Origin of the sequence: Phocaeicola vulgatus ATCC 8482 (assembly GCF_000012825.1) — a bacterium.
Taxonomy (GTDB): domain Bacteria; phylum Bacteroidota; class Bacteroidia; order Bacteroidales; family Bacteroidaceae; genus Phocaeicola; species Phocaeicola vulgatus.
In genome coordinates, this window is record NC_009614.1 from 1,553,289 (window position 1) to 1,574,618 (window position 21,330).

The 21,330-nt window shown below is 39.0% G+C and carries 10 protein-coding genes; 9 read left to right on the top strand and 1 reads right to left on the bottom strand.

The window, feature by feature from the left end:
• Positions 1–45 precede the first annotated feature (45 nt).
• From BVU_RS05820 to BVU_RS05830, 3 genes are read left to right on the top strand one after another with little or no spacing between them, the layout of a single operon-like run.
• Complete coding sequence (locus BVU_RS05820) at positions 46–2,484, top strand: sugar-binding domain-containing protein (RefSeq protein ID WP_011965070.1); 2,439 nt, start codon at positions 46–48, stop codon at positions 2,482–2,484.
• Between the two features lie 33 nt (positions 2,485–2,517).
• Positions 2,518–5,571: a SusC/RagA family TonB-linked outer membrane protein gene (locus tag BVU_RS05825; protein ID WP_011965071.1), complete on the top strand. Its 3,054-nt coding sequence runs from the start codon at positions 2,518–2,520 to the stop codon at positions 5,569–5,571.
• 14 nt (positions 5,572–5,585) lie between these two features.
• Positions 5,586–7,367: a RagB/SusD family nutrient uptake outer membrane protein gene (locus tag BVU_RS05830; RefSeq protein ID WP_008666490.1), complete on the top strand. Its 1,782-nt coding sequence runs from the start codon at positions 5,586–5,588 to the stop codon at positions 7,365–7,367.
• Between the two features lie 66 nt (positions 7,368–7,433).
• Here BVU_RS05830 and BVU_RS05835 read toward each other — a convergent pair whose 3' ends face one another.
• Positions 7,434–10,658 (bottom strand): S41 family peptidase, encoded by a 3,225-nt coding sequence (locus tag BVU_RS05835; RefSeq protein WP_011965072.1) that lies wholly within the window; start codon positions 10,656–10,658, stop codon positions 7,434–7,436.
• Between the two features lie 178 nt (positions 10,659–10,836).
• Between BVU_RS05835 and BVU_RS05840 the strand changes: the two genes are divergently transcribed.
• The 6 genes from BVU_RS05840 (at position 10,837) to BVU_RS05865 (ending at position 21,212) form a co-directional block, all read left to right on the top strand.
• Entirely contained in the window at positions 10,837–11,424 is a 588-nt protein-coding gene (locus BVU_RS05840) for an RNA polymerase sigma-70 factor (protein ID WP_005844047.1), read from the top strand.
• An 88-nt stretch (positions 11,425–11,512) separates the two neighbouring features.
• Positions 11,513–12,523, top strand: coding sequence for a FecR family protein (locus BVU_RS05845; RefSeq protein ID WP_008674594.1), 1,011 nt, complete (start codon positions 11,513–11,515; stop codon positions 12,521–12,523).
• Between the two features lie 64 nt (positions 12,524–12,587).
• The gene (locus BVU_RS05850) at positions 12,588–16,115 is read left to right on the top strand and encodes a TonB-dependent receptor (protein WP_007834225.1); all 3,528 of its coding nucleotides are present in this window, start codon (positions 12,588–12,590) and stop codon (positions 16,113–16,115) included.
• A gap of 21 nt (positions 16,116–16,136) precedes the next feature.
• Positions 16,137–18,059, top strand: a complete 1,923-nt coding sequence (locus BVU_RS05855) for a RagB/SusD family nutrient uptake outer membrane protein (protein ID WP_011965073.1) — start codon at positions 16,137–16,139, stop codon at positions 18,057–18,059.
• Between the two features lie 94 nt (positions 18,060–18,153).
• Complete coding sequence (locus BVU_RS05860; protein ID WP_007834230.1) at positions 18,154–19,575, top strand: sulfatase; 1,422 nt, start codon at positions 18,154–18,156, stop codon at positions 19,573–19,575.
• A 110-nt stretch (positions 19,576–19,685) separates the two neighbouring features.
• Positions 19,686–21,212, top strand: coding sequence for an arylsulfatase (locus tag BVU_RS05865; RefSeq protein WP_005849945.1), 1,527 nt, complete (start codon positions 19,686–19,688; stop codon positions 21,210–21,212).
• The last annotated feature ends 118 nt before the right edge of the window (positions 21,213–21,330 follow it).

The window sequence follows — 21,330 nt, forward strand, 5'->3', positions numbered from 1 at the left end:
TTAGGATATGGCTTCTTTTGTTTCATGATTCTTAAATTATAAAGCATGAAGAAAAAGAAGTTACCATTAGTCTGTTGGGATAGTATCAAATTACTAACCGCACTTTTCCTGTTATGGGGAGTTTGTTTCGGAGCAGATGCGTATCCGGAAAGTGAATATCGAAAGCAACTTTTTGATTATGATTGGAAATTCAAGTTGGGAGATTATCCTGACGCTTCATTGAATACATACGATGACGCTGATTGGAGGATACTTGATTTACCTCATGATTGGAGTATAGAAGGAACTCTTGATCCGGAAAATCCAATGGGGAATGATGGAGGTTATTTTCCGGCAGGAACAGGATGGTATCGTAAGTCATTTGAAATATCTTCTAAGTATAGAGGCAAGAAAGTGGGTATTTACTTTGAAGGAGTTTATATGAATTCAGAAGTCTTTGTTAATGGAAAATCTATAGGAATTCGTCCTTATGGATATTCATCTTTTTACTATGATCTGACTCCTTATCTGCGTTATGATGATAAGAATATTATTGCTGTACGGGTAGATAATTCGCAGCAGAAAAATTGTCGCTGGTATACTGGTACAGGCATTTACCGGCATGTGTGGCTGACAGTGATGAATCCTATTCATATAGAGCATTGGGGGATAGCTATAACTACTCCTGAGGTGAGTGAGGAGAGAGCTGTTGTACAAATAAAAACTATTTTGAGAAATGAAACTTCTTCTAACAGACAGATTACCTTGACAACAAAGTTGACTAAAGGAAATGATGAATCTGGAAAAGGAGAAATAAAAGTGGATTTGCCTGCCAATGGAATAAAGGAAATAACACAAAAAATTTCTGTATTGTATCCTGCTTTGTGGAGTCCTGAGTCCCCTCATTTATATAATGCACACTTTCTAGTGACTGAAGCGGGTGATGTAATAGATAGTATAACGGAATCTTTTGGTATTCGGACGGTTACTTATTCGGCTGAACAAGGATTATTCTTGAATGGCAAGAGAATTATTTTAAATGGTGGATGTTTACATCATGACAACGGTTGTCTGGGGGCAGCGGCTTATGATCGTGCTGAAGAACGGAAAGTAGAATTAATGAAGGCTGCGGGATTTAATGCGGTACGTACTTCGCATAATATTCCTTCAGAAGAGTTCCTCCATGCCTGTGATCGTCTCGGATTATTGGTTATAGATGAAACCTTTGACGGTTGGCGTGACAGTAAGAATCAATATGACTATTCTATTCTTTTTGATCAATGGTGGCAACGGGATATCGAATCCATGGTACTTCGTGACCGCAATCATCCTTCTATTTTTTGTTGGAGTATTGGTAATGAAGTAATTGAGCGTAAAAAATTGGAAGTGGTCACTACAGCTCGAAAGTTGGCCGACTATGTACATAAGTTTGATCCCAGTCGTCCGGTAACTTCTGCTTTAGCTGCTTGGGATAATGACTGGGAAATATATGATCCATTGGCTGCCGTGCATGAAATAGTGGGATATAATTATTTGCTGCATCGAGCGCCGGTTGATCATCAGCGTGTACCTTCCCGTGTTATTATGCAAACTGAATCTTACCCACGAGACGTTTTTGCCAATTGGTCATTGGTTAATGATCATGATTATATTATTGGTGATTTTGTTTGGACAGCTATTGATTATTTAGGTGAATCGGGTATCGGGCGATTTTATTATGCAGGTGAATCGGAAGGTGAACACTATCAACGTAACCATTATCCTTGGCATGGGGCCTATTGTGGAGATATTGATTTAACAGGTTGGAGAAAGCCTATATCACATTATCGTGACTTGTTGTATAATCCTGATAAGAAACTTTATTTGGCTGTAAAAGAGCCGGATAATTATTATGGTAAGGTGAAGGAAACCTTATGGTCTGTCTGGCCTACTTGGGAAAGCTGGAATTGGCCGGGACATGAAGGAAAAGAAATAGAGGTAGAGATTTATTCCCGATATCCCAAAGTACGTCTGTATTTGAATGATAAGCTGATAGGCGAGCAATTTACAGGACAGGAACAGCAATTCAAAGCAGTCTTTCCTATTTCATACGAGCCAGGAATATTGAAGGCGGTAGGTGTGGAATCCGAGATAGAAATAGAGAAAACGATCTTACAGACTGCCGGAAAACCTGTGAAAATTCAATTAACGGCCGATCGTACAAAAATAAAGGCAAATGGTCAGGATTTGAGTTTTATCACAGTAGAAATATTAGATAAGGAAGGCATTCTGGAGCCGAATGCTGATAATCAATTAACTTTTGAAGTGAAAGGGGCAGGTACTATAGTGGCTGTGGGAAATGCTGATTTAAAAGACACGGATAGCTATATCGGTTATCAGCGGAAAGCATGGAAAGGGCGTGCTATAGTGGTAGTAAAAAGTACACGGAAAGAAGGTAAGATAATGTTGAAAGTGGCTTCTCCCGGATTGGTTCCGGCTACTGTATCCATTCGTACAAGTAAATAATAATAACTTTTGTTTAATTCTAAATATAATAGTATGAAAACATTTCGTTTTGTTTTATTGCTGTTTTTGGTATTGAGTATATCCAATACAGCTTGGGCGCAAAACCAGACTGTAAAAGGTAGGGTGATAGACTCTAAATTAAAAGAAGCTCTTATGGGGGTTTCTATTTTGGAAATAGGTACTTCAAATGGTACTGTAACTGATTTGGATGGTAACTTTACGCTTTCTGTTCCTAAAGGAGCTGTATTGCGTATTTCTTATGTGGGATATTTAGTTCAGGAAGTTCCGATAAATGGAAAAACATCTTTGGATATATTTTTGAAGGAAGATACTGAATTATTAGATGAGGTAGTGATTGTGGGGTATGGGGCCCAAAAGAAAGCTACATTATCCGGCTCTGTAACAAGTGTAGGTGGTGAGAAGCTGGCAAAAACTCCAGTAACGAATGTATCACAAGGATTAGCTGGACGTTTACCGGGCGTGGTCGCTGTTTCTAACACTTCAGAACCAGGATATGATGGTGCTACTATTACTGTTCGTGGGGTTAATACCTTTGGAAAAGCTGATCCGTTAGTAGTTGTTGATGGAGTACCTGGACGTTCTTTGGAGCGTATTGATCCAAGTACCATTGAAACGATGTCTGTATTAAAAGATGCTTCAGCAGCTATTTATGGTGCTCAAGCTGCCAATGGAGTTATTTTGATTACAACAAAACGAGGAAAAGCAGGCAAGCCGAGAGTAGGTTTTACTTATAATTATGGAATAGCTGCTCCTACTGTAATACCGGAAATGACCAATGCTGTGGAATATGCCACTTTGATGAATGAAATAGATAAGTATGCCGGTAATAAGGGTCGCTATACGGTAGATGATCTTAGATTATATGCTGATGGTTCCGATCCTTGGGGACATCCGGATACGGACTGGTTTAATGAAACATTGAAATCATGGTCTCCACAAACTTATGCCAATGCTACTATTGATGGTGGTACAGAGAATGTGAAATATTTTGTTAGCGTATCAGCCAAAGGACAAGATGCATTTTATCGTCATAGTGGGTCAAATTACCATCAGTATGACTTGAAGATGAATCTTGATATGAAAATTAATAAATATGTTGATACTTATGTCAATGTAACAGGAAGAATGGAAGATCGGAAATATCCAACCCGTTCTGCAGAGAATATTTTCCGTATGCTGATGCGATCTAAACCTAATTCACCGGCTTATTGGCCTGATGGTCGTCCGGGACCCGACATTGAATTTGGTGATAATCCGGTAGTTATATGTACCAATCAAACTGGTTATGAACGTGATAAGCGTTATGTGTTAAATGGGGATTTCGGAGTTAATATCAAGGTGCCTTATGTGGAGGGATTGACTTTGAAGGCTACTGCGTCACTCGATAAGACGTTCCGTTTTCGTAAAATATGGCAAAAACCTTGGTATTTGTATTCATGGGATGGGACTTCGATGGATGAAAATGGCCAGCCCCTATTGGTGGAAGGAAAGAAAGGGTTTAGTGATCCTCGTCTGACAGAATCAATGGAAGATAATTTGGGGGTATTATTGAGTGGTATCGCTAGTTATAGCCATACATTTGCTCAAGATCATGATGTAAATATTCTAGCAGGTGTAGAACGTATCACGGATAAGGGGGATTCATTTGAAGCTTATCGTCGTTATTTTCTTTCTGCCGCTATTGACCAGCTTTTTGCTGGTGGTCAGGATGAAATGAATAATACAGGTACAGGGTATGAGGAAGCCCGTTTAAATTATTTTGGTCGTGTGAACTATGCTTATAAGTCTAAATATTTGGCAGAGTTTGTTTGGCGTTATCAAGGTTCCTATATTTTTGATCGTTCTAATAAATTCGGATTCTTTCCAGGTATTTCATTAGGATATGTAATATCTGAAGAAGATTTTTTCAAAAAGAAATTGCCCTTTATTAGTTTTGCCAAAGTACGGGCATCATGGGGACAGACAGGAAATGATTTGATTGATCCTTATCAGTATTTGGCTTCCTATACTTTCAATGATTTGATGTATTTGACTAATAATGGTGCAACGATGAACCAAGCATTGAAAGAAGGAGTAGCTCCTAATCAAAATGTGACTTGGGAAACAGCTACACAAAAGAATATAGGTCTTGATTTACAATTTTTGAATGGAGATTTGGCATTTACTATTGACTATTTTCATAATAACCGCAGTGATATTTTATGGAAACGAAATGCTTCTGTTCCGGGCACTTCCGGATTGGTACTTCCTGATGAAAACTTAGGGAAAGTACAAAATCAAGGGGTAGATTTCAATATTGATTATCGTAGAAATTTCAAAGATTTTCGGTTGGGTATAAACTTGAATGGGGTTTATGCTAAAAATAAAATTCTTTTTTGGGATGAGGCACCTGGTACTCCAGAATGGCAGAAGTCCACAGGCAAACCTATCGATTCGGGACTTTATTATGAAGCTATCGGCATATTTAAAGATCAAGCAGCTGTAGATGCGTATCCTCATTGGGCCGGTGCACGTCCGGGGGATATTATTTTCAAAGATGTAAATGGGGACAATGTGATAGATGGCAATGATCGTGTTCGTAATGATAAGAGTCGTACTCCACGATTTACAGGTGGATTGAATGTAGATTTAGGATATAAGGATTTTGACCTTTCATTTTTACTACAAGGTGCTATGGGAGGAGTTTTTTATCAAACGACAGAGTCGGGGGATTTTGCCAATTTCTTAAAAAGTTTTTATGATAATCGTTGGACAGAGGAAAACCCAGATGCCGATTTTCCTCGTACTTATAATCGAAGTAATGAATATTTTATAAATCAGCAGAATACATTCTGGTTGCATAAAACTGATTATATACGTTTGAAGAATATAGAATTGGGATATACTGTACCATCTATATGGAGTAAGAAAATAGGTGTGGAACATTTACGTGTTTATATTAATGCTTATAACCTGCTGACAATTAGTCCTGATATGAAGGATTATGATCCCGAAAACACAAGCGGATCGGGATATAATTATCCGTTGAATAAAGTGATAAATTTTGGAGTAAACCTTACTTTTTAAATAAAATGAAAAATATGAAACGTTTATATGGATTATTTGTATTGCTATGTCTTATGCTAACAGCATGCAATGATGATTTTTTGGATGTGGATCCAGTAGACCGTTATTCAGATGCAGTTGTCTGGACGGATGAATCATTAATAACTTCTTTTGTTAATAATATTTATGAGGGACAGAAATGGGGATTTCATACCGTAATGCTTTCTTCTTTGTGCGATGAGTCAATGGAGGTTTGGGCATGGGAGAGCCAGCCAGTAGTGATGAGTGAATTGAGTCCTAGTTATCAAGGCATTCTTGCTCCTAATTTTTGGATTATAACCTTCCATAATATAACTTGGACCAATCTTTATAAAAATATCCGTGCCTGTAATATCTTTTTTGAAAATGCAGAGAAATATGCTTTAGAAGGAGATGTTGTCGATAAATTGAAAGGTGAAGTGCATTATTTACGTGCTTATTTTTATTATTGGTTGTTGAGCCAATGGGGTGGTGTCCCTTTGATTGAGAAATCTTTTACTCCTTCTGATGATTTACTCGTAGCTCGTAATACGTTTGAAGAAACGGTAGATTTTATTGTGAAAGATTTAGATGAAGCAGCTTCTATTTTGCCTTTGAACGGAGATAAAGCCCGTGCAACAAAAGGTGCTGCTATGGCTTTGAAAGCCCGTGTCCTGCTTTATGCGGCTAGTGACTTATTTGTTTCTCAGTCTTTATGGGCATCCGGTTATGAGCATCCTGAACTTATAGGGTATGTGGGAGGTGATCGTACGGAACGTTGGCAACGGGCTAAAAAGGCTGCTAAAGCTGTTATGGATTTAGGTATATATCATCTGTATGGTGAAAATGGAGGATGGAAAAATAGAGAGGAAGCTACTCAAAACTATGCTGATATTTTCTTGTGTCATAATTCGGATGAAGATATTATGGTACAATATTATGATTATGTAAATCATAATAGCAGTGATTTTCAATTGCCTCGTGTTGGTTTGTTCAATAGTCCTAATGGTTTTCATGGTTGGGGTGGAAATACTCCTACAGGACAATTAGTTGATTCTTACGAAATGGCAGATGGTAGTAAATTTAGTTGGGATAATCCACAACAAGCAGCTTACCCTTATCAAAATCGAGATCCTCGCTTCTATGCTTCTATTATGTATAATGGTTCTTATTGGCGTCAACGTCCGGATGATACAGTAGGTAGTGATCCTGAAGGAATAGTACAAACTGCTTATTATCAGCAGTCAGATGGAAGTTATACACCAGGCTTAGATACTCGCCAAGGCCCTATTGAAGATTGGAATGGTTCTTACACAGGATATTATATGCGTAAATTTTTAGACCCTTCAGTTAATCATCAGTATGATAAACAACCTTATCCTTGGCGTCAGATACGTTATGCTGAAGTTTTGTTGAATTATGCTGAAGCATGCATAGAATTAGGTGAAGATGTTGAAGCTCGTAAGTATATCAATATGATTCGTAAAAGAGCGGGAATGCCTGATATACCAAATTCTGAAACGGGAGATGTCTTGAAAGAGCATTATCGTAATGAACGTAAAATAGAATTAGCTTATGAACAACATCGTTATTTTGATATCCGCCGTTGGATGATTGCACCTGAAGTGATTAAGAATGTTCAGGGAATAGATATTCGCTATCCTTATGGAGCTACAGAGCCTAATTATTCCATTATTGATGTGCAGGAGAGAAAATGGAATGATAAGTCTTATTTACTCCCTATTTATCTAGATGAAATGCAGAAAAATGATTTGTTGATACAAAATCCATTATATTAAAAAATTATACATAGATAAGCCCGTAGCTTAATGATAGCTACGGGCTTTGTTAAAAAGAATGATTTTTTATTCCACTCCCAAATCTTTATAAGTTCTCGGAGCCGGAACAGAAGGTAACGGTTTGCGATCCTTCAGCTCTTGTAGAATTACTTCAATAGCTTTATTCAACTGCTGGTCTTCACCTGACTGTTCTTTTACCGGATCATTATCAATCAGAATATCAGGGTCTACTCCATGATTTTCTACTATCCATTGACCGGTCTTTGCATCATAATTGGTAAAGAACGGAACACGCACATCCGTACCATCCATATAAGGCAACGGGCCACTGATACCGATAATGCCACCCCATGTACGAGTACCGATAACTTTACCGATTTTATTTGCCTTAAAACTCCATGGGAACAAGTCACCGTCCGAAGCCGAGTATTTATTGATTAGCAATACTTTCGGACCCACTAGTGTTGCATCAGGAATGGTACCGATTTTGGTTGATCCACGACGCATGGTCAGGCGATAGGGTTCACGAAGCAAACGTTCGATAATCATTGGAGATACATTACCACCTCCATTGGCACGGTCATCAATAATCAAGGCTTCTTTATCGAGTTGGGGATAGAAGTAGCGGGCGAATTCATTCAGACCGTCCGGTCCCATATCGGGAATATAGACGTAACCTACACGACCATTAGTTGCTTCTTCCACTTTTTTGATATTATTCTGTACCCAGTTATAATGATACAATGGGTATTCATTGTCTAATGGTTTAATGACCACTTTACGTACTCCTTTACTTGATGCGGTACGGTTTATGCTTAGTTCAGTCAATACATTGGCTTTGCCTGCCAGCAGACTGTAAATGTTATCAACAGTAGCTGTTGAGATGCCATCAATAGCTGTGATATAATCCCCTTCTTTTACTCCGATACCCGGTTCTGTAAGGGGAGAACGCAGTTTCTGACTGTAAATTGCACCCGGTAGGATTTTGTCAATACGGTAGAAGCCACTCTTGTCACGACTCAGTTCAGCTCCCAGTAATCCCATTGGAATACGTTCGGGACCTTTTATTTCACCCGGATTCACATAAGCGTGTCCGCAAGCCAGCTCGGCAATCATCTCACCGATGATATAGTTCAAGTCCAGACGGGTTTTTGCATGAGGAACTAATACAGCATATTTTTCTTTAATCGCATTCCAGTCTGCTCCATGCATATTTTCCAGATAGAATCCGTCACGGAAAGCCCGCCATGTTTCATCGAATATCTGAGCCCATTCTTGACTGTAATCAATGGGAGCAACCATATCGCTTAAGTTAATATTCTCTTCCAATGAGGCTTTAGTGCATGGAAAATCACAGATATACAGATTATTTCCTTTAAAGAACAATGCTTTCCTATGATTGGCAGCTACATCCATATATGCTCCTTCGGCTACGATTTCTTCTTTTTGTTTAGCCAAATCATATACTTTGGTACTTCTACCATTGGCATACCACACTTTTTTACCGTCTGAATAGAAATTATCGTAGTTACCTGCTTGTAAAGGTAATTTAATCAGTCTTCCGGGCAAGCCTTCCGGATCTATTTTAACTGTATTATTTGTGGCTTCCGGTTTTTTATTGGCCGCATCGGTAGTCTGTTGTTCTATGCTGACCATTTCATCCGAAGGTAATAAAGGTGACGGTGTGTCATTGGCGAGCATGGCCATATAGACTCCTCCCATACGATTATAGGCATGATTCCATTCTGTCTGGCTGTAGATGGGATTAAAATCTCTTTCGGAACTGAATATGAGGTATTTTCCATCCGTGCTGAAGACAGGTGAAGAAGAACTGTACCATTTTTCGGTCACCGGATATTCCTTACCTGAAGTCAGATGGTATACATAAATGACACTCATGTTATTAGCTCCGGATTTAGTATAGGTAATCCATTGGCTGTCTGGTGAATAGTTCACTTCATAGAACTCTCCTTCCGGATTCTGCATGACAGTCCGTTTCGCTTTTGAGGCAATATCAACTTCTACGATACGGTTTTTACGGTCGGTATAAAGTATTTTCTTGCTGTCCGGGCTCCACATCAGTTGGCGGATATAAGTATCATTGTTTTGGGTCAGTTGGATGGGATCACCCCCTTCGACAGATTGTAGCCAGATTTCAGTTTCACCGGTACGGTCACTGATATAGGCTATTTGTTTACCGTTCGGACTCCATTCTCCTTCCCGTTCATTGGCTCCCGGGGTGCGGGTGATATCACGGGTTACCCCTTTTTCGGCAGGGATATCGAATACTTCTCCGCGAGCAGTTACTACCAGACGGTGGCCATCCGGTGAAAGGCTGGCGGCAGTCAGGTTATCTGCTACCCGTTTCATTTCTTTTCGGGCATAGATATTGTCTGAAGTCAGCGTGATGGAGATTTTTTCTGATTTGCGCGTTTTAGGATCCAGTTTATAGAGGTATCCTCCATGTTCATAGACAATAATTTGTCCGTTACTGCTGGGGAATTTTACATCATAATCCGTATAGTTAGTTACTTTTTCAGTTTGTTTGGTCCGGATATTATAAACAAAGATATTCATGGTGCGATCCCGATCGGAAATAAAGTAGATTTCCTCTCCTATCCACATAGGGATAATATCTTGTGCAATATTATTGGTGATATTCTCTACTTTCTTAGCAGCCGGATCATAAATCCAAATGTCATCTGCCATGCCACCGCGATAATATTTCCAATTACGGAATTCTCGCATAACCCGGTTGTAAGCCAGCTTTTTTCCATCGGGGGAATAGCTGCAAAAACCTCCTTCGGGTAATGGAATCACTTCGGGCATTCCTCCGTTTTTCGATATGCTCCATAGTTTGCCATCAAAACCGTCACTGATACGATTGCGGTAGACTATGTTTTTTCCATCCGGCGTCCAAGTCATTACTATGTTATTGGGACCCATTCGATCTCCTAAGTCATCCCGGTTGTTTGTTGCTGTGTAGGTAAGTCGTTGGGGTTCGCCTCCGTCAGTTGGAATCAGATATACTTCAGTGTTACCGTCATATTGACCGGTGAAAGCAATTGATTTTCCATCCGGAGAAAAACGTGCGAACATTTCATAACCGATATGGGAAGTCAGCTTTTGTGCTTCTCCTCCATTCAAAGGTGCTTTGTACAGATCTCCGGCGTAAGAAAAGACAATGTCGGAGCCATTGGTAGCGGGAAAACGGAGTAATCTAGCCTCATCGGCATGTCCGGTGAAAGCTGTTCCTGCCAGTAACAGGGAGAATAATAGCTTTTTGTTCATTTTATTTAGGGTTTGATTTTCGTCGGAAACAAAGTTAGGTATTATTCTTCAGATTATGAGCTGGAACTTATTTCTTTTTTCAGTTGATTATTACTAGAGTTTTTTAATAAGAAATAGTTTTATTGGCATGATGTTTTTAAGAAATGCTATATTTGCAATATTAATAGTCTTAATAAAGATGGATGCAAGTATAGTAGATAAAGATTTGATTGAAAGAATAAACAAAGGAGAAGAAAAAGCTTTTGAGGTTTTATATAATAGCTATTTTGTCTATCTCTGTGCTTGTGCTAATTCTTATATCTTTAACCCTGTGGAAGCGCAAGATATAGTTAATGAAACTTTTGCTAAAATATGGTATAGGCGTGGTGAGTTATCTTTTCCTATTCATGCTTATTTGATACGTGCTATTCAGAACGGGTGTTTGAATTACCTCCGTTCGCTTCACAGCCGTGAAAGAATTATAGATGAATACCGTGAAGCATTACTTGAGTATCAAGAAGAATTTTGTGCTTCCGAGTGTTCGCCTTTGCAAGAAATGGAATTAGCTGATTTGGAAAAATCAGTCCAAAATATAGTGTCTTCCTTGCCTGATAAATGCAGGTTCATTTTTGAGCAATATCTTTATTCCAATCTGACTCCTCAAGAGATTGCAGATAAAAATAATATTTCAGTCAATACAGTCAGAGTACATGTAAAAAATGCCATGGATAAAATAAGAGAAAAGGTGGGATCTAGAGTAGGGATTCTATTATTTTTTCTTTTCTAAAAAAAGAATGAAAAAAATCTGTTTTTGGCTTAAATGTTTTGTCTGTTGCTTGTGTATTATCTATAGTAGATAATTCCAAAGATATAAAATGAACAGCCAAATAGATGAATTTGAACGAATAATGCTGGATTATCTGAAAGGCGAAATCTCGTCTGAAGATATGCAGAAACTAACTATATTACTGAAAAGAGAGAATACTTGTCGCGAAAAATATCGTGAAATAGCCCGTTCTTATGCATTGGCATCCTCTTCTTGGTTTGCACGCAGGAAAGAGCAAAACTTTGAGCAATTGTGTGATACATTGAATTTCTATTCTTCTCGTAAACATTCTTTTTTCCGTAAAATAAGCGTTTGGAGAAGCGTTGCTATATGGACTTTACTGATTGGTTGTAGTATAACATTCTTTTATTTATATCATTCGCCTAGTCCAGAAGTTCTTACTCCTTCTTATTGTCAGATTGAGGTTCCCCAGGGGGCCAGTTCGAAATTATTATTGCCTGATAGTACCATTGTTTTTCTGAATGGGGGGACGGTTTTAAAGTATGATGTTTCTTTGCAGCAGCGGACTGACCGGAAAGTTTTTCTTTCAGGTGAGGCTTATTTCAAAGTTTCTAGAAATATGCTCAAGCCTTTTATTGTTCATACGGGGGAATTGAATATAAAAGTATTAGGTACAACATTTAATGTGGCTTCTTATCCTGATGATGCGGAAATAAAAGTGAGCCTTGTGGAAGGTAGTGTGAATGTTTACACTACTTCAGATGCTAAAAAGAATATTCTTCTTTCTCCTGATGAGCAAGCTGTTTATAATAAAAATGATAAGGTATTGTCTATGAGAAAGATAGATGCGGTATCTCAAGCAGCATGGACTACAGGAAGACTGGTATTTGTTAATGAAAAGTTATTTGATATTTTGAAAACAATCGGGAAAAAATATGATGTACAGATACTTGTGCAGTCTCGGAAAGTGTATACTGAATATTTTTCAGGAAGTATAGATACGAATCTGACTTTGGATGAAATTCTTTCTTATTTAGATGTGGATAATAAGTTTATGTGGAGAAAGAAAGGAAAAACAATAGTTATTACAGACCGGTAACTGATAGATAAAAAGTACTGTGAAAAGTACATGCTTAAATAATTGTTAACTAAAAATTCTAAGTATGAAAAAAAACTTTTGTAAAGTTCGTAGGGGGCATTGCCTCTCTCTTGTATGGATAGTTTCATTTCTACTATGGGGAAATGTCACTATGGCCGCATTGCCTATTCAGGAGGCAAAACTTTCTATACAACAGCGTTCAGTGGCTTTGAGTCGGGTTTTTTATGAGATTGAAAAACAGACCGGCTACTCTTTCCTTGTTCGTAATAATGATATTAATATGAATGAGAAAGTATCTATTGATGTTAAAAATAAAAGTGTGGAAGAGGTGCTTGAGATGTTGTTTGTAGGGAAAAATATCCGTTATAAAGTGGAAGGGGAGCATATTTCTGTTTATAAACCCCAGCAATCAAGACAAAATGCAATTACCGGATTGGTTATGGATGTGGCAAAAGAACCAGTTATTGGTGCTTCTGTTGTGGTAATGGGATCTACTAACGGGTGTATCACAGATTTTGATGGAAAATTTTCTTTAGAAGTTTCTGAATTTCCTGTGAAGTTACAAATCAGTTATATTGGTTATAAATCTCAAGAGGTAACTGTACGTGATACAAAAACTATTCAGGTGGTATTACGTGAGGACACTGAAACTTTAGATGAAGTGGTGGTAGTGGGATACGGTTCGCAGAAAAAAGCAAACCTGACAGGAGCCGTTGCCTCGGTCAAGATGGATGAAGTGATAGGCAATCGTCCTTTGTCACAAGCTGCTGATGCATTGCAAGGTACGGTTCCCGGCTTGTTTGTGTCTAGTGATGGCAATGCTCCAGGTAAAAGTAAGTCATTCCAGATTCGTGGCGCTTATTCTGTAGGTATTAAAAATGATGATGGTTCTTATGGTAGTGCTATCAAGCCTTTGATTTTGATTGACAATGTGGAAGGAGACTTGGATATGGTTAATCCTGAGGATATTGAAACGGTTACAGTGTTGAAAGATGCTGCTTCAGCTGCCATTTATGGTGCCCGTGCTGCCGGTGGTGTAATTTTGGTTACTACCAAACGTCCGAAAGGAGAAACTTCTTTCCAACTGAATTATAATAATAACTTTGCCTTTGCAACTGCCATGAATTTGCCAGAACAGGCACCGTTGATGGAATATTTGCAGGCCTATTCTGATGCAGCCGGAGATCAATTCTGGACAATGGGTTCGCCTAGTGTAAGCAAATGGATGGGATATTTGGAGCAATATCGTAATAATCCGTCTTCTATTCCTACTGTCGGCGATGGTATCTTTAAAGATACGGATGGGGCTGTTTATTATATGAATGAAAAGGACTTGGTGAAGAACATGCTTGAGACTAGTTTCCAGCATACACATAATATATCAATGACAGGTGGTACTGATAAGCTCCGTTATCGTCTTTCTGCCGGATTTATTGATAATGACGGTGTGCTGATTACTGACAAGGATAAATACAGACGAATGAATGTCAGTGGATTTATATCTGCCAATGTTACAAAATGGTTTACTCAGGAAGCCACTTTTAGCTATGCACATAGTAAAAGAATGGAGCCAAAGTCTGCTTTGGGCGCTGTTTACAGTACTCGTCTTGCTTCTTTCTATCCGGAAGGCAATATGCCGGAAGGTATTTCTGCTGCAGGCGATGGATTACCTTTCTTTACTCCGTCCAATCAGATACGTTGGTCCAATCCAGAAAAAACATTGTATGACAATCCTCGTATTTTCCTGAAGTCTATATTGAAGCCATTAAAGGGATTTGAAATAGCATTTGAATATACTTTCGACAAGAATATATATGATTATAGCTGGTATACGGGAAGTGTGGTATATACTACTGTGCAAGGTGGTAAAGACACGACTCCGACCAATGACTATTTACAAAAAAAGAAAAGATATACCGACTATAACTCAATCAACTTGTATGGTACTTATGATTTCTCATTGGGTAATCATCAGTTTAAGATAATGGCAGGTTTCAATCAAGAATCCAGTTATCAGGAAACAATGGAGGCTTTATCCTATGGACAAGCTGTTATTGAGGTGCCTTCATTGGGTTCGGGTACATCTACATTGAAAGCTACGGACAAGTATAATGAGTTTTCTGTTCGCGGCGGATTCTTCCGTGTGAATTACAACTATCAGGATAAATATTTGCTGGAAGTAAACGGACGTTATGACGGTTCTTCTAAGTTTCCTAAAGAATCACGTTACGGTTTCTTCCCCTCTGTTTCGGCCGGTTGGAACATTGCACAGGAAAAATTCATGGAAAGTACTCAGAATTGGTTAGGTTCTTTGAAGCTACGTGCTTCTTATGGTATGATTGGTAACCAGAACGTGCCTGCTTATTCGTTTATTCCAACTATGGCGGTGAATAATAAATACAATGGTTGGATATCCAATGGTAATTATGTAACCGCTATTACTTCTATTCCTTCATTGGTAAGTCGTAACTTTACTTGGGAAAAGGTAGGGACATTAGACATCGGTATTGATTTCTCTATGTTCAGTAATCGCTTTACAGGTACTTTTGACTGGTATCAGCGTAATACGAACGGCATGCTTGCTCCGGGTGTGCAATTGCCTGCTGTAGTAGGTGCGGATGCTCCTTATCAGAATACGGCAGATATGCGTACACGTGGCTGGGAACTGAGTTTCAATTGGCGCGACCAGATTGGAAAGGTGAGCTACCGAGTCGGTTTCAACCTGTCCGACAGCAAGTCAAAGATTGTGAAGTATGACAGTAACTCATCCTACATATTAAGCAGCCAAAAGACGAATGCGCTGACGGGTGGAACATATACATTTTGGGAGTTTTATAAAGGTAAGGAATTAGGCGAAATCTGGGGATATGAAACAGATGGTTATTATACCGTAGACGATTTTGTCGATACTTCTTCATGGAAATTAAAGGATGGCGTTCCAAGCATAGATGGCTATAATCCTCGTCCGGGTGATGTGAAGTTCAAGAACTTAATGGATGATGAAAGAGGGACAAATATGATTTCCAGCGGTAACAATACGTTGAATAATCCGGGCGACCGTAAAGTGATTGGTAATGAAACTCCTCGTTATCTTTATGGTATTAATCTAGGATTAAACTATAAAGGTTTTGATTTGAGTGCCTTTTTGCAAGGAACCGGTAAACGCGATAAATGGATTGCCAATACATTGACTTTCCCATTATATTCTGACTTTAAGTTTATTCCTTTATATAAAGGTTTGGGTGATTACTGGCAACCGGTAGATGCTGCCAATGGTGATTACACAGCAGTTAATCCTAATGCTGAGTTCCCACGTATTTATGGCAACTATGGTAACCAAGGCTCTAATTACCGCCAGTCAGACAAGTACTTGTCCGATGCTTCTTATCTGCGTATCAAGAATGTTACTTTGTCATATACATTCCCCAAAGCATGGATTACCAAAATATCTTTGTCGCAGTTACGTGCTTTTGTCAGTGTAGAAAATCTGGCAACGTTCTCATCATTGCCAAAGGGTATCGACCCGGAAACGCTGAAATGGGATTATCCCGCATTCCGCACAGTATCCTTTGGGCTTAATCTTACATTATAAACCTTAAATTAGTACGAGTATATGAAAAGATTATTTATAAGTTTAGCAATTCTCGCAGGAATCAGCCTCTCTAGTTGTAATGATAGTTTCTTGGAAAAGACTCCTGTTACAGACTTGACGGAGAATAATGCATTCAATTCCTACGATAACTTCAAGGCTTTTATGTGGCCTTGTTATGAGATGTTTACAAATAATACTATTCGCACTTCCTTACAAGGATTCGGACAAGACGGACAGTATAAGGGCGATATGGCAGCAGGATACTTTCAGCAAAAATATGAAAGTGGCTACAATGAATTTGCTTATCAGACAGTTGCCAGTGTAGCATCCGGTAATGGCTGGGATTTTAAATCATTTATCCGCCGTGTCAATATCATGCTTTCACACATTGATAATTCTAGTATGACAGAGGCTCAGAAAGACCATTGGCGTGCAGTAGGATATTTTTTTCATTCTTTTTGGTATATGGAATTGATAGATCGTTTTGGCGATGTGCCTTGGGTGGACCAGGTATTGCAGGAAGATTCTCCCGAAGCTTATGGACCTCGTGTGGATAGAAAAACCGTAGCCGACAAGGTATTGGAACGTCTGCAATGGGCGGAACAGAATATTGGAAATTTCACATCACAGGATGGGGACAATACGATTAACCAAGATTGTGTACGTGCCGTTATTTCGCGTTTCGGATTACGTGAAGGTACATGGAGGAAATATCATGAATTGGGTGATGCTGAAAAATATCTGCAAGAGTGTGTACGCGCATCCGAGTTATTAATGGCCGCTTATCCTACTCTTTACACAGGAACAGACGGTCAACCCGGTGCCGGATATGGTGAAATGTGGACAACAGAGGATTTGGGACAAGTTCCAGGTATCATTCTCTATAAATCTTATGTGAAGGATATAAATCCTATGGGCATGAGTTATATTGAACATACTTCTTCACACTATGTGGAGATGAACCAGAATACGGTAGATCTTTATTTGATGAAGAATGGCAAGCCGATTTTGGCTGACGGATCGGGCTACCATGGAAATAAGGACATGTATGCGGTATTTCGTGACCGTGACCCGCGTTTGTATCACACGGTTATACCTCCTTATAAAGTAAAATCTGGAAAAGGCGACTATCCTACCTGGTCGTATACAGACAATCCGGCAGACCGTGAATATATTGATATTATGGGAGCAAATGAAAGTTGCAGTAACCCGGGTGTTGGTATGAAACGTTTGCCTGGGCAGAACTGGAGTGCATCACTTGTACCTGAAATACCAAGATTAGGTACTGGAGCATTTGTGACTTGCCGTTCAGGCTACTATGTATGGAAGAATTGGGATAACTGGGAAACCAGCTTTAATAATGGTAATTTGAATACAGCTGACAAACCTATTTTTAAAATTGAAGAAGTCCTGTTGAATGAAGCTGAAGCCAAATTTGAATTGGGAGTATTTGACCAAGGGGTTGCAGACAAAACAATCAATAAGTTGCGTGATCGTGCCGGTGTAGTCAAAATGGTGGTTGCTGACATTAATGATAGTTTTGATCCTAACCGTGGAAAATACTATCCTAAAGGTAATGAAAGTGGTATTTTGGTTGATCCTGTCTTATGGGAAATTCGTCGCGAACGTATTATAGAATTGATGGGTGAGGGATTTGGTATTTATGATATCCGTCGTTGGCGTATGGCTCCGTGGTTCCTCAATAAACCTGCAACTGGTCTTTGGATGAGTAAAGAAGAGGCAATGAAAAATAATATGACTTTATATAATCCTGCAACTGGTTATTCTGATGGAACTGACGGTTCATTGACGGAAGGTAATTTGTATCTTTTCAATGATCCTCTAAAAGAAGGTAAAGGTTGGTTAGATAAATATTATTTGTATCAAGTACCGACTACCGAAATATTATTGAACCCAGAACTGGAACAGAATCCTGGTTGGTAATTTATAGTGTGATACGAATGAGGCTGTCTCAAATGCGGAATAACGTATGGAGACGGTCTTGTTTGGTTTTTAAACTTAGAAAAATCGAAATAAAATGAGATTTCAGAAAATAGGATTGACTACTGTAGTGTTGTGTACCGTAGGAATACAACAGAGCTTTTCTATCGATATAGTTACAAAAGAAAAACCTAATATCGTGTTTATTTTGGCTGATGATTTAGGTTGGACGGATTTGGGTGTAATGGGCAGTGATTATTATGAAACTCCTAATATAGACCGTCTTGCTACAGAAGGAATATTGTTTGACAATGCTTACGCTGCAGCCGCCAATTCAGCACCTAGCCGTGCTTGTATGATGACAGGAATGTACACGCCACGCCATGGAGTATATACAGTTAGTCCTCCCGACCGTGGTGATCGTACCAAACGTAAATATATAGCTATTCCCAATGTAGAAGATGTCTGTGCCGACTTTGTGACTATGGCCGAGGCTTTGCAAGAACAGGGTTATCAGTGTGGTCATATCGGGAAGTGGCATTTGGGGGATGATGAGGACGGTACAGGACCCTTGTCACAGGGATTTATATGGAATGTGGGCGGTAATAGAGCAGGAGCTCCCTATTCTTATTTTTATCCCTATTGTCTGCCTGATAAAAGTAAATGTCATGTGGGATTAGAAGAAGGTATATTGGGTGAATATCTTACTGATCGGTTGACTGAAGAAGCTGTTTCTTTTATAAAATCTCATAGTGAAGGTCCTTTTTTCTTACATTTGTCCCATCATGCCGTACATACGGTTTTGCAAGCACCTGATTCATTGATAAATAAATATCGTAATAAAACTCCCGGTAAATATCATAAGAATCCTATATATGCTGCAATGATTGAAAAACTAGATGATAGTGTTGGTAGGATATGCCAAGTTATTAAGACATTAGGAATAGCAGATCGTACAATAGTCATTTTTTATTCAGATAATGGAGGTTCGGAACCAGTGACAGACAATTATCCGTTAAATGGAGGAAAGGGAATGCCTTATGAAGGTGGGAGCCGTGTGCCGTTGATTATAAGGTGGACTGGTAAAATAGAAGGAGGCATCCGTTCATCTGTTCCAATAACAGGAGTTGATTTTTATCCAACTTTTGTTACTTTGGCACAGGGTAAGATTCCTGCTAACTTAGATGGAAAAGATATTTTTACGCTTATAAATAATAATGAGACGGAACGTGATCTTTTCTGGCATTTTCCGGCTTATTTGGAGTCTTATTTAAACGGGGGAAGAGATTTCCGTGCAAAACCTTATTCCAGTATTCGTTCAGGTGATTGGAAATTGATATATCATTATGAAGATAAGTCTATGGAACTGTTTAATTTGAAGAATGATCTGGGAGAATCACAAGATCTATCAGGTTCAAATCCTGTAAAACGAGGAGAACTTTATCAGAAACTGATGAAGTGGATTCAAGAAACTCATGCTCCTATTCCTGTGAAATTGAATCCTTATTATCGAGAGTAGGTGAATGATATTTTTTTCTTCTATAGCTTTGCAGCCTAGGATATTTTCTCTAAATTGCCGATGTTTATAGCAGGAGTAGTAATTATTAAATTCAGTAAAAAACAGAATATATGAAAAATCGAAACCTCTTTCTTTTAACCAGTGGGCTGGCATTTCCTTTATTAGGTGCTTATGCCCAGAAAACCCCTAAACCGAATATCATTTATATAATGTGTGATGATATGGGGTATGGTGATTTAGGGTGTTACGGTCAGCCCTACATCAGTACACCGAATATTGATAATATGGCTAAAGAAGGTATGCGTTTTACACAAGCGTATGCCGGTAGTCCGGTGAGTGCTCCATCACGTGCGTCATTTATGACCGGGCAACATTCCGGACATTGTGAAGTACGTGGGAACAAGGAGTACTGGCGCGATGCCCCTGTTGTGATGTATGGAAATAATAAGGAATATGCCGTGGTGGGGCAACATCCATACGATCCCGGTCATGTGATTATACCTGAAATAATGAAAGATAACGGTTATACTACCGGTATGTTTGGTAAATGGGCAGGGGGCTATGAGGGATCTGTGTCTACGCCGGACAAACGGGGTATTGATGAATATTATGGTTATATCTGTCAGTTTCAGGCTCATTTATATTATCCGAATTTCCTGAACCGGTATAGTAAATCGGCTGGTGATACGGCAGTGGTTCGTGTAGTGATGGATGAGAATATCAACTATCCTATGTTTGGTAAGGACTATTTCAAACGTCCGCAATATTCTGCGGATATGATCCATGAAGAAGCAATGAAATGGTTGGATAAACAGGATGGCAAGCAACCTTTCTTTGGTATTTTTACTTATACGCTTCCTCATGCAGAGCTGGCGCAGCCCGAAGATTCTATTCTGACAGGTTATCAAAAGAAGTTTTTTGAAGATAAAACTTGGGGTGGACAGGAAGGATCAAGATATAATCCGTCGGTACACACCCATGCGCAGTTTGCCGGCATGATTACTCGCTTGGATTATTATGTAGGAGAAGTTTTGAACAAATTAAAGGAGAAAGGACTGGACGAAAATACCATTGTGATTTTTACCAGTGATAACGGCCCTCATGAAGAAGGAGGAGCTGATCCTACCTTTTTTGGTCGTGACGGCAAACTTCGTGGATTGAAACGTCAATGTTATGAGGGAGGTATCCGTATTCCGTTCATTGTACGTTGGCCGGGCAAAGTACCCGAAGGAACGGTCAATGATCATCAGTTGGCTTTCTATGACTTGATGCCTACATTTTGTGACTTGGCAGGTGTGAAGAATTATGTAAAGAAGTACACTAACAAGAAAAAAGATGTGGATTATTTTGATGGTATTTCTTTTGCTCCGACTTTGTTAGGGCAGGAAGGACAGAAGAAACATGATTTCTTGTATTGGGAATTTGATGAAACCGATCAGATTGGTGTACGTATGGGAGACTGGAAGATGGTAGTGAAAAAAGGGACTCCTTTCCTTTACAATCTTGCTACAGATATTCATGAAGACCATGATATCGCTGCCGGACATCCGGATATTGTGAAACAAATGAAAGAGATTATCAGAACACAGCATACTCCGAATCCTCATTTCTCTGTGACTTTGCCTTCATTTGAATAAATAGATTTTTTATTCTGATATTCCTCAATCTATTCATTTAGATTGAGGAATATTTTTTTATGTTCCATAAACCTGCTATCTTTGTCTCGCAAATTTAAAAATATTCCGATGAGAATTT